Origin of the sequence: Streptomyces sp. NPDC002467, from assembly GCF_042889825.1 — a bacterium.
Taxonomy (GTDB): Bacteria; Actinomycetota; Actinomycetes; order Streptomycetales; family Streptomycetaceae; genus Streptomyces.
The window spans coordinates 210,573-225,371 of the sequence record NZ_JBIARJ010000014.1 but is presented as its reverse complement, the minus strand read 5'-3'; the positions used below and the strand labels follow the sequence as shown (position 1 = coordinate 225,371).

The window sequence follows — 14,799 nt, the reverse complement described above, 5'->3', positions numbered from 1 at the left end:
AACTTTCCCTCTCAGCCCAGCAGGACGTCGTCGTCGCCCAGGCGCTTCAGCTCGCGGTACAGGATCGCGAGGCCGGTGACGATGGCGGCGGCGGACACGACGGCGTCGACCAGCTTCAGCGTGTCGTGCTCGACGCGGGCCTTCTTGACCTGCTTGATCACGCTGATGGCGCCGAAGGCGGTGGTGCCCATCGACAGGTAGGTGCCGGACTTGGACTTCTTGAAGCCCTTGGCCTTGGACAGTGCACTGGAACTCACAGCGACGGAGCCTCCTCGAGCAGCGGGTGGCCCCAGCGCTCGACGAAGGCGGCCTCGACGGCCGCGCCCACCTTGTAGAGGCGGTCGTCCTTCATCGCCGGGGCAATGATCTGCAGTCCGACCGGGAGACCGTCCTCCGGGGCCAGGCCGCAGGGCAGCGACATGGCGGAGTTGCCGGCCAGGTTGGTCGGGATGGTGCACAGGTCCGCGAGGTACATGGCGAGCGGGTCGTCGGAACGCTCGCCGATGGGGAAGGCGGTGGTCGGGGTCGTCGGGGAGACGATCACGTCGACCTGCTCGAAGGACTTCTCGAAGTCCTGCGAGATGAGGGTGCGGACCTTCTGGGCGGAGCCGTAGTACGCGTCGTAGTAGCCGGAGCTGAGCGCGTACGTGCCGAGGATGATGCGGCGCTTGACCTCGTCGCCGAAGCCGGCTTCGCGGGTCAGGGCGGTGACGTCCTCGGCGGACTTGGTGCCGTCGTCGCCGACGCGCAGGCCGTAGCGCATGGCGTCGAAGCGGGCGAGGTTCGAGGAGCACTCGGACGGCGCGATCAGGTAGTACGCGGCCATCGCGAGGTCGAAGGACGGGCAGTCCAGCTCGACGATCTCGGCGCCGAGCTCCTTGAGGAGCTCCACCGACTCGTTGAAGCGCTGCACGACGCCGGCCTGGTAGCCCTCGCCGGCGAACTGCTTGACCACGCCGACGCGCATGCCGGCGACGGAGCCGTTGCGGGCCGCCTCGACGACCGGCGGGACCGGGGCGTCGATGGAGGTCGAGTCCATCGGGTCGTGACCGGCGATGACCTCGTGGAGGAGGGCCGCGTCCAGGACCGTACGGGCGCACGGGCCACCCTGGTCGAGGGAGGACGAGAAGGCCACCATGCCGTAGCGGGAGACGCCGCCGTAGGTGGGCTTGACGCCGACGGTGCCGGTGACGGCGGCGGGCTGGCGGATGGAACCGCCGGTGTCCGTGCCGATGGCGAGCGGCGCCTGGAAGGCGGCCAGCGCGGCCGCGGAGCCGCCGCCGGAGCCGCCGGGGATCCGGGTCAGGTCCCACGGGTTGCCGGTGGGCCCGTAGGCGCTGTTCTCCGTCGACGACCCCATGGCGAACTCGTCCATGTTGGTCTTGCCGAGGATGACGACGTCGGCTTCCTTCAGCTTGCGCGTCAGGGTGGCGTCGTAGGGCGGGATCCAGCCTTCGAGGATCTTCGAGCCGACGGTGGTCGGGACCCCGACGGTGGTGAAGATGTCCTTGAGGGCGAGCGGGACGCCGGCCAGCGGGCCGAGCTTCTCGCCGCGCTCGCGCTTGGCGTCGACGGCCGCGGCCTGGGCGAGGGCGCCTTCGCGGTCGACGTGCAGGAAGGCGTTGACCTTCTCGTCGGTCGCGTCGATGCGGGCCAGGTGGGCCTCGGTGACCTCGACGGCCGTGAGCTCGCCGGAGGCGATCTTCTCGGCGGTCTGGGCTGCCGTGAGCTTGATGATGTGGTCGGTCATGGTTGTTAGTCCTCCCCCAGGATCTGCGGCACCTTGAAACGCTGCTGCTCCTGGGCGGGAGCGCCGGAGAGCGCCTGCTCGGGGGTGAGCGAAGGACGGACCTCGTCCGCGCGCATGACGTTCGTCAGCGGCAGCGGGTGGGAGGTCGGCGGTACGTCTCGGTCGGCGACCTCGGAAACGCGGGCGACCGCGCCGATGATGTCGTCGAGCTGTCCGGCGAAGTGGTCCAGCTCTTCGGCCTTGAGCTCCAGACGTGCCAGCCGAGCGAGGTGGGCGACCTCCTCGCGCGTGATGCCAGGCATGCAGCGATCCTCTGGGGGTTTTGAGTGTGTAGGTTTCGGGCCCAATCCTATGGGGCCCGCCCCCTGACCCGCTAAACGGTTAGCCGTGCCCGGGGCGCGGATGCGGTACGGGGGCCGGGCGAGGGACCGCTGCGCGGGGCCTGCCGGGCTCCGCCCGGACCCGGGCCTCAAACGCCGGCGAGGCTGGAAGTTCCGCCCAGCGGGGCTGTGCGACCGGCCGCACCGGCCAGGCGGCATCAGCCGAAATCCAGCCCCGCCGGCGTTTGAGGCCCGGGGTCCGGGGCAGCGCCCCGGCAGCGGCGCCGCACCCGTGCACCCGACGGGGTCAGACGGCGTCGGCCTCGGCGGCGGCCAGTTCCGCCGTGATGTCGGCCGGGCGGCGCCAGCCGCGTTCGCCGCGGGCCAGGAGCCAGGCCGTGGCCTCCTGAGGCGGCATGGCGGCCGCCACCAGCCAGCCCTGGACCGCGTCGCAGCCCAGGTCCCGCAGGCGCTCCCACGTCTCGTCGTCCTCCACGCCCTCGGCGACGACCAGGAGGCCGAGGGAGTGGGCCAGGTCCACCGTGCAGCGCACGATCTCCGCGTCCTGGGCGTCCACGGCGAGGCGGCCCACGAACGAGCGGTCGATCTTCAGCTCGCTGACCGGCAGCCGCCGCAGGTGGACCAGGGAGGAGTAGCCGGTGCCGAAGTCGTCCAGGGACATCTTCACGCCGTGGCCGGTCAGGCCCGCCATGGTGTCGGCCGCCCGCTGGGGGTCTTCCAGCAGGACGTGTTCCGTTATTTCCAGCTGGAGCCCGCTCGCGGGCACGCCGTGCCGGGCGAGCCGCGCCGCGACCGCGCCGGCGAAGCCGGGGGTGTGGACGTCGCGCGGCGAGACGTTGACGGCGACGGGGACCTTCAGGCCCTGCGCGCGCCACCGGGCGACCTGGGCGAGGGCCGTCTCCAGGACGTACTCCGTCAGGTGCGGCATCAGACCGGAGGTCTCGGCGATGGCGATGAACTCGTCCGGGGGTACCCGGCCGCGTTCCGGGTGGACCCAACGGACCAGGGCTTCGAGCCCCGCCACCTGGCCGTCGAAGCGGACCTTCGGCTGGTAGTGGAGTTCCACTTCGCCGGCGTCCAGGGCCCGGCGCAGGTCTCCGAGGAGGCCGAGGCGGTCGGGCGTGTTGCTGTCCCGCTTGGACTCGTAGACCTCCACGCCGGTGCGGTCGCGCTTGGCCTGGTACATGGCCACGTCCGCGCGCCGCAGCAGCCCCTCCGCGTCGAGCGCGTGGTCGGGGAAGACGGCGAGGCCGGCGCTGGCCTCCAGGACGAGGGTGAGTCCGTCCAGGTCGAGGGGGGAGCTGAGCTCGGCCACCAGGTGGCGGGCGATCCGCTGCGCGCTGGTGGTGGAGTCGGTGGTGGGGAGCAGGACCGCGAACTCGTCGCCGCCGAGCCGGGCCGCCTCGGCGTCCTCGGGCAGGGCCTGGCGCAGCCGTTCGGCGATCTGGAGGAGGAGCCGGTCGCCCGCGAGGTGGCCGAGGGTGTCGTTGACGGCGCGGAAGCGGTCCAGGTCGATCAGCACGAGGGCCGCCCGGGTGCCCGAACGTTCAGCCTCGTCCAGGGCGGTCCAGGCCCGCTCCAGCAGCCACTGCCGGTTCGGCAGCCCGGTCAGCGGGTCCCGCAGCTGTTCCTCGGCGCGCGCCCGGGCGATCCACAGGGTGGAGTCGAGCGCGATCAGCGGTACGGCGAACAGCGGCAGCAGCACCGGCTGGGTGACGGCGACGGCGCAGATCAGCGGCGCGATGCCGAGCAGCGCGACGGCGACCAGGGCCTGGCGGAGCAGGGCGGTGCGGGCGACGGTGGGCAGGCCCCCGCCGCGCGGGGCGAGCGCCGCCCACAGCACGATCCGGGTGACGAGGAGGTAGGCGACGGCGACGAGGATGACCTCGGGGACGGCGTCCAGCCCCCAGCCGGTGGGCTTCCAGGGGGTCTCGACGGACGGCCGCTCGCCGAAGGCGGAGAGTACGAGGGCTCCCGCGCCGATGCCGAGGACGTCGACCGAGCCGTGCAGCAGCCCCTGCCGCCACCGGTGCCGGCGCGCCGCCCCGACCAAGGAGACCACGGCGAGCGAGACGAGTCCGGCCGGGACCCATCCGTAGAGGAGGAGGACTCCGAGGGTGAGGGCGGCGCCCGATCCCGTGCCGCCCCACCAGCGGTCGCGGCCGAGGGCGACGAGGTGGCCGACGATGATGCCGGTGAGCAGGGCCAGGGCCCAACCGACCGAGCCGCCGGGGAACAGGGCCTGACCGCCGGTCAGTGCGGAGACGATGCCCGCGACGAGGAGCACGGCGGAGAGGCCCACGACGAGGAAGGGCAGCACGTTGCCCCGCCCTTGTCCGCCCGCACCCGTGTCGAGCGGTCGGGTCTCCGGTGTCCTGGCACCCAGGACACCGAGCCGGCCCGCCCGCATGGACGGGATGTCCCCGCCGAATTCAGGTGACGGGTCGGCGCTTTCGGTGGGTTTCATGCCCGTCCCTCTCACAGCCGGCGATGCCGATGTCACGCGATGGCCCCGATGTCATGCCATCACGGCCGGAATCGCATCCCGCTGCCGTGCACGACTGGCGCACCCCTCAACAGTAGGACGCGGGAGGCTCCCAGGGGCAGCCGTCGGCAGTGGTTGCCCGAATGCGTCCCAGCCATCCTCATCAGTACGGTATCCGCCGAACGGGTGAGATTGGACCAGGACCCCCTGCTCACCCATCCGATGATCCGACAGGTCACCGCCCTGCGACCAGCCTTGTACCAGCCGTTTACCACCGAGGCTCGCGCCTGGCGTGCGCCCGCCCGTACGGCCGCACGCCATGCATCCGTTCGCCTTCGCTACTCCGTCTTTACTACTCCGCGGCTCCGCCGTCCACCGGGAGGGCGGCTTCGCGTGCCGCGTCCGGGCCCTGTTCCAGGAGTACCGCGAAACCGGCGTCGTCGAGGATGGAGAGCTTCAACTGCACGGCCTTGTCGTACTTGGAGCCGGGGTTGTCCCCGACCACGACGAAGGAGGTCTTCTTCGAGACGGATCCGGTCACCTTCGCGCCGAGGTTCTGCAGGGCCTCTTTGGCGCCGTCCCGGGTGTGGCTCTGCAAAGTGCCGGTGACGACGACGGTCAGCCCCTCCAGCGGGCGGGGACCGGTCTCCTCGGCGGAACCTTCCTCCTCCATCCGGACCCCGGCCTCGCGCCACTTGCGCAGGATCTCCCGGTGCCAGTCGACGGCGAACCACTCCTTGAGGGAGGCCGCGATGATCGCGCCGACCCCGTCGGTGGCGGTGAGTTCCTCCTCGGTGGCCTGCTCGATGCGCTCGATGGACCGGAACTCGCGGGCGAGCGCCTCGGCCGCGACCGGGCCGACGTGACGGATCGACAGGCCGTTGATGAACCGGGCGAGCGGGCGCTCCTTGGCGGCCGCGATGTTCTCCAGCATCGCCAGGGCGTTCTTCTTCGGCTCGCCCTTCTGGTTGGCGAAGACCGTGACGATCTTCTCCTCGCCGGTCTTCGGATCCCGCTTGGGCAGTCCGCTGTCGGGGTCGAGGACGTACGCCTTGATGGGCAGGAGGTCCTCGATCGTGAGGTTGAAGAGGTCACCCTCGTCGAGCAGGGGCGGCCGGGCTGGCTCCAGCGGGCCGGTGAGGGCGGCGGCCGCGACCATGCCGAAGTTCTCGATGTCCAGACTCTGGCGCCCGGCCAGGTAGGCGACCCGTTCGCGCAGCTGCGCGGGGCAGGTCTGCGCGTTGGGGCACCGGACGTCGATGTCCCCTTCCTTCATCGGCCGCAGCTCCGTCCCGCACTCGGGGCAGACGGCCGGCATGACGAACGCGCGCTCGCTGCCGTCGCGCAGGTCGACGACGGGGCCGAGGATTTCGGGGATGACGTCGCCCGCCTTGCGCAGGACGACGGTGTCCCCGATGAGCACGCCCTTGGCCTTGACGACCTCCTGGTTGTGCAGGGTCGCGAACTCCACCTCGGAGCCGGCCACCGTCACCGGCTCCACCTGCGCGTACGGGGTGACGCGACCGGTGCGGCCGACGCCGACCTTGATGTCGATCAGCTTGGTGTTGACCTCTTCGGGGGCGTACTTCCACGCGATCGCCCAGCGCGGGGCGCGCGCGGTGGAGCCGAGCCGGCCCTGGAGGGCGATCTCGTCGAGCTTGACGACGACGCCGTCGATCTCGTGCTCCACCGAGTGCCGGTTCTCGCCGAAGTGGGCGATGAAATGACGGACTTCGGCGAGCGAGGAGACCACCCTGTTGTGCCGGGCGGTGGGCAGGCCCCACTCGTGGAGCAGTTCGTACGCCTGGGACTGGCGCTCGATCTCGAAGCCCTCGCGGGCGCCGATGCCGTGGACGACCATGTGCAGCGGGCGGCTCGCGGTGACCTTGGGGTCCTTCTGCCGCAGCGAACCGGCCGCCGCGTTGCGCGGGTTGGCGAAGGGCTTGCCCTCGGCCTCCACGAGGCGGGCGTTGAGCTCCTCGAACTTCTCCATCGGGAAGTAGACCTCGCCGCGGATCTCGACGAGGGCCGGGATCCGGTCGCCCTTCAGCCGGTCCGGGATGTCGGCGATGGTGCGGACGTTGGGCGTGATGTCCTCGCCGGTGCGGCCGTCGCCGCGGGTGGCGGCCCGGGTGAGACGGCCGTTCTCATAGGTGAGGTTGACGGCGAGGCCGTCCACCTTCAGCTCGCACAGGTAGTGGAAGTCCGGGGTGTTCACGTCCCGGGCCACGCGGTCGGCCCAGGCGGACAGTTCCTCGTCGTCGAAGGCGTTGTCGAGGGAGAGCATCCGCTCCCGGTGCTCGACCGAGGCGAAGTCCGTCTCGTACGCCCCGGCCACCTTCTGGGTCGGCGAGTCGGGGGTGCGCAGCTCGGGGTACTGCTCCTCCAGCGCCTCCAGCGAGCGCAGCAGTTCGTCGAACTCGGCGTCGCTGACGACCGGCTGGTCGTTCACGTAGTACCGGAAGCGGTGCTCCTCGACCTGCTCGGCCAGCAGTTGGTGCTGCTCACGCACCGCCGCCGGTACTGCCGTGCCCTGCTGTTCGGCTGCCATGCCGTGTCCTCCCGTGCCCCGTCTCGACCGTCACTCAGGGTTGTCGGCGAGCGACCTCGCCGCCCTGACGCAATGCGCCTGCACCGCGCGGGCGTAGGCGGGTGAAGCGCCCGCCAGACCGCACGACGGGGTGACCACGACGGACTCCGCCAGAGTCCCCGGGGCCAGTCCCAACCTGCGCCAAAGCTTCCTGACACCCATGACGCTACCGCCCGGGTCCGACAACGGGCCGTCGGTGCCCGGCACCACTCCGGCGAAGAGTTTCACGCCGCTTTCGACGGCCTCCCCGATGGCGTCGTCCTCGCGCTCGGTGAGCAGCGAGAAATCGAACGACACTCCCGTGGCGCCGGCTCGGCGCAGCAGCCCGAAGGGGACTTCGGGCGCGCAGGAGTGCACGACGACCTCGCCGTCGTGCACGGCGAAGAGGTCCCGCAGCGCGCCTTCGACGACCTGCCGGTCGACGGCCCGGTAGGTCCGGTACCCGCTCGCGGACCGCACCCGCCCGAGCAGTACGGCCGTCAGCGAGGGCTCGTCGACCTGGAGCACGACGTCCGCCCCGGGGATCCGCTTGCGCACGTCGGCCAGGTGCTCGCGCAGTCCCTCGGCCAGCGATCCGGCCAGGTCACGGCAGGCGCCGGCGTCCTGGAGCATGGCCTCGCCGCCGTGCAGCTCCAGGGCGGTGGCGAGCGTCCACGGCCCGACCGCCTGGACCTTGAGCTTTCCGGTGTAGCCCTGGGTGAACTCCTCCAGGGCGTCGAGGTCCTCCCCGAGCCAGGACCGGGCCCGCCGGGTGTCGCGTCCGGGGCGGTCGCTGATCCGCCAGCCGCTGGGCTCGACGTGCGCGTACATGTCGACGAGCAGGCCGAGGGAACGGCCGATCATGTCGGCGCCGGGTCCCCGGGCGGGCAGTTCGGGGAGGTACGGGAACTCCTCGAAGGAACCCGTGGCGGTCTTGGCGGCCTCGCGGGCGTCGCCGCCGGGCAGCGAACCGACACCGGTGGCGTTCGCGCTCATCGTCCGGGCCTGACGGTCAGGTCGTTGACCTCGGCGTCGCGGGGCAGGTCGACGGCCATGACGATGGTGGTCGCCACCGATTCGGCGTCGATCCAGCGCTCGGGGTCGTACTCCTTGCCCTCCTGGGAGTGCACCTTGGCCTGCATGGGGCTGGCGGTGCGTCCGGGGTAGACGGAGGTGACGCGGATGCCGTTGGGCTTCTCCTCCGCGCGCAGCGAGTCGGCGAGGGCCTTGAGCCCGTGCTTGGAGGCGGCGTAGGCGCTCCAGTCGGCGTGGGCGGTGAGGCCGGCGCCGGAGTTCACGAAGACGACGGTGGCCTTGGAGGCGCGCAGGGTGGGCAGCAGCAGCCGGGTCACCTCGGCGGGGGCGATCAGGTTGACGTTGAGCTGCTGGTGCCAGGTCTTGGGCCGCAGCTCCCCGACGGGGCCGAGGTCGACGATGCCGGCGATGTGCAGGAGGGAGTCGATGCGCTCCGGGATCGCCTGCTTGGAGAAGGCCCAGGAGAGCCGGTCGGGGTCGGAGAGGTCGCCCACGAGCGCCCGCGCGCCGGGGAAGCGCTCGACGAGCTGCTTGCCCCGGGCGGCGTCGCGGGCGAGCAGGACGAGGTCGTCGCCGCGGGCGTGCAGCCGGGCGGCGACGGCGGCGCCGATGCCGGAGCCGGCACCGGTGATCAGGTGAGTAGCCATACCGCCATGCTCGCACCCCGCCGGTGCGCGTCAGCCCACGACGGCCTTTCGGTACGCGGCCTCGATCGCGGCGCGGGCGGTGGCGGCCCGTTCGGCCGCGACGGCGGGGGCGAAGGCGCTGCCGAGCGTGATGTGCGGGTGGGCGGCCGCGAGCCGGGCCCGTGCGTCGCCGCGCGGCCCGGCCCACCGCTCCAGCGCCTCGTCCCGTACGGCGGCCAGCGCGGCGGCGCGGTCCGGTGCGGGCGGGTCGAAGCGGCCGCCGGAGGCCCGCCGGTGCTCTTCCCAGCGGTCCTCCCAGAACTCCACGGTCCAGCCGGGCCAGGGCGAGGCGGCCGGACGGGACCGGGCCGTGTTCAGCCACCAGCCGACCCGGCGCCGCTGCGCGTCGACGTGGATCCCCGCCTCCGCCCCCAGCCGGTGGCTCCCGTGGTCCGGGGCGTCGCGGAGCCGGTCCAGGAGCGCCGGGCCCTCCTCGACGGGGTGGTCCTCGATGTCGGCCAGTACGTGGCAGCGCCCGTCCCCGGTGGTCACCACGGCCACCATCGGGTCGGGGTCGAGGATCTCCTCGTGGCCCGGCTCCAGCGCCGGGCCCGGGTACACGCCGGCGGGTTCCTCCTCCGGGTCGAGGCCGAGGTGGGCGCGCAGGCCGCGCTGGCCGTCGTAGAGCCAGCGCACCTCCCACCCGGGCCAGGCGCCCCGCAGCAGCTCCAGGGTGGCGGCCCGGGTGCGCGGGGAGGCGGTCGGCCCCTCCCAGGCGAAGAGCAGCAGGAGCCCGCGGGCCGGGTCGGCGAGGACGCCCGCCTCGACCATGTCGTCGGGGTACCAGCCCTCCTCCCGGACGTGCTCGCGCATGAAGGGCAGCGCCGCCTCCGGTCCGCCGAGGAGGTCGAGTGCCAGGTCCACCGCCCCGAAGGAGGAGCGGTGGCGGGTGTGGCCGTCGGGCCCGGCGATGACGAAGACGGCGCGGTTGCCCACCGTCAGAGACCCGCGGCTTCGCGCATCGCGGCGGCGGACTTCGCGGCGTCGTAGTCGGCCGGGACGCCCTCGACGAGGATGACCTCGCCCGGGATGTGGCGGGTGCGCTGCGGGAGGATCTCCTGGTAGGCGTCGGAGGCGTACCAGGCGCGGGCGCGTTCGATGTCCGGGAAGCCGATCATGACGATCGTGCCGGGGAAGGGGCCCTCCATGACCTCGACCTCCTTGCCGTGGACGAGGAAGCGGCCCTCGAAGGGGTCCATGGTGGACTGGACCCGCTCGATGTAGTCGAGGATCTCCTCGTTCATCGTCTCGGGGCGTATGTGGGCGATGGCGTACGCGGTCATGGCAGTGCCTCCACAAGTTCCTCGGCTGATCGGCTCGTTGATCCGATCTTGTCAAGGAAGGGCCGCGGTGGCGATGACCTCCGAGGTCATGTCCCTGGCCCGGAAGGTACGCCGGTAGCCGATCGGGGAAACGCCGAAGGCGGTACGCATGTGCTGGCGCAGGGAGTTGCCGGAGCCGAAGCCCGAACGGTGCGCGACCAGGTCGACGGAGAGGTCCGTGGTCTCCAGCAAGTGGCGGGCGGCTTCGAGGCGTTGACCGGTGAGCCACTGGACCGGGGTCATGCCGACCTCGTCGCGGAAGCGCCGGGTGAAGGTGCGCAGGCTCATCCGGGCGTGGGCGGCGAGCTCGCCGAGGGTCAGTGGTTCGTCGAGGTGGTCCAGGGCCCAGGCGCGGGTGGCGGTCGTGGTGGCGACGGTGGGCTCCGGGACGGGCCGGTCGATGTACTGGGCCTGGCCGCCGTCCCGCCAGGGCGGTACGACGCACATGCGGGCGGCGCGGTTGGTCACGGCGACGCCGTGGTCGCGGCGGATCAGGTGCAGGCACAGGTCGACGCCGGCGGAGACCCCGGCGGAGGTCAGGACGTCGCCGTCGTCGACGAAGAGGACGTCCTCGTCGATGCGGACCCGGGGGTAGGCCCGACGGAACTCGCCGGCGAGGTTCCAGTGCGTCGTCGCGGGGCGGCCGTCGAGGAGTCCGGCGGCGGCGAGCACGTAGGAACCGGAGCAGATCGAGACCAGGCGGGTGCCGGGGCGGATGCCCGCGATGGCCTCGGCCACCTCGGGCGGCAGCGGGCCCCCGTCGGCCAGCTCGGGCATGGCGTGGGTGGGCGGGACGATCACGGTGTCGGCGGTGGCGAGGGCCTCGGGCCCGGCGGCGGGCTGGAGGGTGAACCCGGAGTCGCTGGGCACGGGCCGCCCGTCGGCGGTGCAGACGACGACCTCGTACAGGGCCTCGCCGGCCTCGTCGACGGCGCTGCCGAAGACGCGGGAGGGGATGCCCAGCTCGAACGGGGGGAAGCCGGGCAGGGCGAGCACCGCGATCCGGTGCCGGTCCTGTCCGCCGGTCGTGGCCGCCGTACGCATCTCGCCCATTTCACCGATTTCACCCATGGCCAGATCCTGTCACATAGTGGCCATTCGGCCAACACCGCCGGGTGCCGCGCTGCCCCAATCTGGGACGTGTCGCCGGGGAAGGCTCCGGTGCCGACACAGCCGAACGGAACGAGGAGAACAGACATGCGCGCGATCGTCGTGAGCGAGTGGGGCGGCCCCGAGACCCTGGTCGAGCGGGAGATCGAGCGGCCCGAGCCGGGCCTGAACGAGATCCTGGTGCGCGTCCACGCGGCCGGCGTGAACCCGGTCGACTGGAAGACGCGGGGCAGCGGGGGCCTGATCACCTGGGGCGAGGTCCCGATCGTCGGCTGGGACGTCTCGGGCACGGTGGAGGCGGTCGGCCCCGGCGTGACCCTCTACGCCCCGGGCGACGAGGTGTACGGGATGCCGAGCTTCCCCCGCCAGGCCGGCGGCTACGCCGAGTACGTGGTGGGCCCGGCCCGGCACTTCGCCCGCAAGCCCGCCTCGCTGGACCACGTACGGGCGGCCGCGCTGCCGCTGGCGGCGCTGACCGCATGGCAGGCCCTGGTGGACACGGCCGGGGTCTCGGCCGGGCAGCGGGTCCTGGTCCACGCGGCGGCGGGCGGCGTCGGCCACCTGGCCGTGCAGATCGCCAAGGCCCGGGGCGCGTACGTGATCGGCACCGCGAGCGCGGGCAAGCACGACGTGCTCCGGGACCTCGGCGCCGACGAGGTGATCGACTACCGCACCACCGACTTCGAGGACGCCGTCACGGACGTGGACGTCGTGATCGACGCCCTCGGCGGGGACCACGGGCAGCGCTCGCTGAAGGTCCTGAAGCCGGGCGGACACCTGATCACCCTGCCCGGTCCGGACGGCCTGCCGGCCGACCCGCAGGGCGTCAAGGCCTCCTGGGTGCTGGTGGAGCCCGACCTCAAGGGGCTGGAGGAGATCGCGGCGCTGGCCGACAAGGGCCTGCTCCGCCCGCTCGTCGAGACGGTGCTGCCGCTGGAGGAGGCGGCCAAGGCCCACGAGATCGGCGAGCTCGGCCGCACCACCGGCAAGATCGTCCTCACGGTGGTCTGACGGCCCCGGGCTCGGGCGAGGTCACATGGGCCTCCCGAACATCTGCACGGCCCGGTCGCCGGAGACTCCGACGCCCGTCTCGGTGAAGTTGCAGTTCAGCATGGCGGCCTTGTGGGGTGCGCTGGCCAGCCAGCCGTCGACGTGCGCCTTGGAGTTCGGGAAGCCCGAGGAGACGTTCTCACCCCAGGCGCTCCACTGGTAGCCGACCTTGGCGAGCCGGGCCTCCTCGTTGGAGCCGTCGGACCCGGTGTGCCCGTTGAGGTTGTTCTTGGCCATGTCCTCGGCGTGGCCCTGCGCGGCCTGGGTGAGCTGCGCGTTCACGGTCAGCGGCTGACAGCCGGCCTTGGCCCGCTCCGCGTTGACCAGCGAAACGATCTCGTCGGCGTTCGAGTCCCGTACGGTGGCGGGCGCGGCCGCGACGGCCACGCCCGCCGCGGCCCCGCTGAACAGCAGCGACGCCGCGCAGGCGGCCATGGTCAGACGGCGGACGCGGCTGGTTGAGGTGCTCATGTGGTGTCCCCTCGGCGGTACGGCCCGGAGGTGCCTGCCCCCTCCCGCCCCCGGATTCCCCACTTCCGAGTCTGGCCGCGCGGCCCGCAACCCGCACCAGGGCCAGGTCAGAGCGCGGCGGTCGCCGCCCGCCGCGTCGTGGCGATGGTGGCGGAGCCGACCACGCGGGTGCCGTCGTACAGCACGATCGCCTGGCCGGGGGCCACGCCGCGGACGGGCTCGGTGAAGGAGACCCGCAGTTCGCCGTCGACGAGCTCGGCGAAGACCTCGGTCTCGCCGCCGTGGGCGCGCAGCTGGGCGGTGTACGTGCCCGGGGCGGCGGCCGTGGAACCGCACCAGCGGGGGCGGATCGCGGTCAGGGCGGTGACGTCGAGGGCCTCGGCGGGGCCGACGGTGACGGTGTTGTTCACCGGGGAGATGTCGAGGACGTAGCGCGGCTTGCCGTCGGGGGCGGGGTGGCCGATGCGCAGGCCCTTGCGCTGGCCGATGGTGAACCCGAAGGCGCCGTCGTGGGTGCCGACCTTCTCGCCGGTCGCCTCGTCGACGATGTCGCCCTCGGCCTTGCCGAGGCGCTTCGCGAGGAAGCCCTGGGTGTCGCCGTCGGCGATGAAGCAGATGTCGTGGCTGTCGGGCTTCTTCGCCACGGCGAGGCCGCGGCGCTCGGCCTCGGCGCGGATCTCGTCCTTGGTGGTGACCGTGTCGCCGAGCGGGAAGAGGGCGTGGGCCAGCTGCTTCTCGTCGAGGACGCCGAGGACGTACGACTGGTCCTTGGCGATGTCGGAGGCGCGGTGCATCTCGCGCGTGCCGTCCTCGTTCTCCACGATCGTCGCGTAGTGGCCGGTGCAGACGGCGTCGAAGCCGAGGGCGAGGGCCTTGTCGAGCAGCGCCGCGAACTTGATCTTCTCGTTGCAGCGCAGGCAGGGGTTGGGAGTGCGCCCGGCCTCGTACTCGGAGATGAAGTCCTCCACCACGTCCTCGCGGAAGCGGTCGGCGAGGTCCCAGCAGTAGAAGGGGATGCCGATGACGTCGGCCGCGCGACGGGCGTCGCGGGAGTCCTCGATGGTGCAGCAGCCGCGGGCACCGGTCCGGAAGGACTGTGGGTTCGCGGAGAGCGCCAGGTGGACGCCGGTCACGTCGTGCCCGGCTTCGACCGCGCGGGCGGCGGCGACGGCGGAGTCCACTCCGCCGGACATGGCGGCCAGGACGCGGAGGGGGCGGGCGGTGCGCGGCAGGTTCTCAGTCATAGCACCGTCCAGGGTACGGGGAACCGCAAGGGGTCACGGCGCGTTATCGGCAGTGGGGGGTGGATCACATGGTCGAGCAGGCGGACAAGGGGAAGAAGGGGCCGGGCCGGACCCGCAGGGCGGTGCTGTTCGGGGGGCTCGGGGTCTTCGCGGTGGCGGCGATCGCCGGGCGGGACGAGATCCGCCGGAGCTGGTGGCTGGTGCCGGGAGTGGCCAAGCCGCGCAAGGAGGGCGAGCTCGACCACGCGGGCGCGAGTTGGACGGCGGCCTCGCCCGCGAACTGGCGGCTGGCGGACCGGCCGGACGACTACCGGGTGGACAGGATCGTCGTGCACGTCACGCAGGGCGGCTTCGAGTCCTCCGTGGACGCCTTCAAGAACCCGTGGCACAAGGCGTCGGCGCACTACATCGTGCGCGGGGACGGCCATGTGGAGCAGATGGTGCGCGAGCTCGACGTGGCCTTCCACGCGGGCAACCGCTCGATGAACGAGCGCAGCGTCGGCATCGAGCACGTCGGCTTCGTGGACCGGCCGAAGGACTTCACGGACGCGATGTACGAGGCGTCCGCCGTGCTGGCGGCCGACATCTGCCGCCGCTACGGCATACCCGCGGACCGCAAGCACGTCCTTGGCCACTCCGAGGTCCCGGGCGCCGACCACACGGACCCCGGCCCGAACTGGGACTGGGACAGGTACATGGCGCTCGTGCGGTCACACATACCGTCGTAGGTCCCCGG

The 14,799-nt window shown here is 72.4% G+C and carries 14 protein-coding genes; 2 read left to right on the top strand and 12 right to left on the bottom strand.

What is annotated here, in order from left to right:
- Window positions 1-11: 11 nt before the first annotated feature.
- The 10 genes from ACFYYJ_RS27530 to ACFYYJ_RS27485 all read right to left on the bottom strand — a co-directional run bounded on the left by ACFYYJ_RS27530 (window position 12) and on the right by ACFYYJ_RS27485 (window position 11,259).
- The gene (locus ACFYYJ_RS27530; RefSeq protein ID WP_376662366.1) at window positions 12-257 is read right to left on the bottom strand and encodes a hypothetical protein; all 246 of its coding nucleotides are present in this window, start codon (window positions 255-257) and stop codon (window positions 12-14) included.
- Window positions 254-1,750 carry an Asp-tRNA(Asn)/Glu-tRNA(Gln) amidotransferase subunit GatA gene (gatA, locus tag ACFYYJ_RS27525; RefSeq protein WP_384589541.1) on the bottom strand — a complete coding sequence of 499 codons (1,497 nt, stop codon included), beginning with the start codon at window positions 1,748-1,750 and terminating at the stop codon, window positions 254-256. The genes ACFYYJ_RS27530 and gatA overlap by 4 nt, the downstream gene beginning before the upstream one ends.
- 5 nt (window positions 1,751-1,755) lie before the next feature.
- A complete protein-coding gene (gene gatC / locus ACFYYJ_RS27520) occupies window positions 1,756-2,052 on the bottom strand; it encodes an Asp-tRNA(Asn)/Glu-tRNA(Gln) amidotransferase subunit GatC (protein WP_376662368.1) in 297 nt (98 codons plus the stop codon).
- A gap of 325 nt (window positions 2,053-2,377) precedes the next feature.
- Window positions 2,378-4,558, bottom strand: coding sequence for a putative bifunctional diguanylate cyclase/phosphodiesterase (locus tag ACFYYJ_RS27515; RefSeq protein ID WP_389136293.1), 2,181 nt, complete (start codon window positions 4,556-4,558; stop codon window positions 2,378-2,380).
- Window positions 4,559-4,928: 370 nt separating this feature from the next.
- Window positions 4,929-7,127, bottom strand: coding sequence for an NAD-dependent DNA ligase LigA (ligA, locus tag ACFYYJ_RS27510; protein WP_385122323.1), 2,199 nt, complete (start codon window positions 7,125-7,127; stop codon window positions 4,929-4,931).
- 30 nt (window positions 7,128-7,157) lie between these two features.
- On the bottom strand, window positions 7,158-8,141 hold the full coding sequence (locus ACFYYJ_RS27505; protein WP_385122322.1) for a methionine synthase: 984 nt from the start codon (window positions 8,139-8,141) through the stop codon (window positions 7,158-7,160).
- Complete coding sequence (locus tag ACFYYJ_RS27500; RefSeq protein ID WP_384753623.1) at window positions 8,138-8,827, bottom strand: SDR family oxidoreductase; 690 nt, start codon at window positions 8,825-8,827, stop codon at window positions 8,138-8,140. The genes ACFYYJ_RS27505 and ACFYYJ_RS27500 overlap by 4 nt, the downstream gene beginning before the upstream one ends.
- A gap of 30 nt (window positions 8,828-8,857) precedes the next feature.
- A complete protein-coding gene (locus tag ACFYYJ_RS27495) occupies window positions 8,858-9,802 on the bottom strand; it encodes a hypothetical protein (protein ID WP_385122320.1) in 945 nt (314 codons plus the stop codon).
- 2 nt (window positions 9,803-9,804) lie between these two features.
- The gene (locus ACFYYJ_RS27490) at window positions 9,805-10,149 is read right to left on the bottom strand and encodes a DUF1330 domain-containing protein (RefSeq protein ID WP_385122318.1); all 345 of its coding nucleotides are present in this window, start codon (window positions 10,147-10,149) and stop codon (window positions 9,805-9,807) included.
- Window positions 10,150-10,200: 51 nt separating this feature from the next.
- Entirely contained in the window at window positions 10,201-11,259 is a 1,059-nt protein-coding gene (locus ACFYYJ_RS27485) for a GlxA family transcriptional regulator (protein WP_385122315.1), read from the bottom strand.
- A gap of 126 nt (window positions 11,260-11,385) precedes the next feature.
- Here ACFYYJ_RS27485 and ACFYYJ_RS27480 point away from each other — a divergent pair, with 126 nt between their 5' ends.
- Entirely contained in the window at window positions 11,386-12,309 is a 924-nt protein-coding gene (locus ACFYYJ_RS27480; RefSeq protein WP_389136286.1) for an NADP-dependent oxidoreductase, read from the top strand.
- Window positions 12,310-12,330: 21 nt separating this feature from the next.
- On the opposite strand, the gene ACFYYJ_RS27475 is transcribed toward ACFYYJ_RS27480, so the two are convergent.
- Complete coding sequence (locus ACFYYJ_RS27475; RefSeq protein WP_389136283.1) at window positions 12,331-12,819, bottom strand: CAP domain-containing protein; 489 nt, start codon at window positions 12,817-12,819, stop codon at window positions 12,331-12,333.
- A gap of 107 nt (window positions 12,820-12,926) precedes the next feature.
- Entirely contained in the window at window positions 12,927-14,063 is a 1,137-nt protein-coding gene (gene mnmA / locus ACFYYJ_RS27470) for a tRNA 2-thiouridine(34) synthase MnmA (protein WP_385122308.1), read from the bottom strand.
- A gap of 68 nt (window positions 14,064-14,131) precedes the next feature.
- On the opposite strand from mnmA, the gene ACFYYJ_RS27465 reads away from it, so the two are divergent.
- Window positions 14,132-14,791, top strand: coding sequence for an N-acetylmuramoyl-L-alanine amidase (locus ACFYYJ_RS27465; protein ID WP_389136281.1), 660 nt, complete (start codon window positions 14,132-14,134; stop codon window positions 14,789-14,791).
- The last annotated feature ends 8 nt before the right edge of the window (window positions 14,792-14,799 follow it).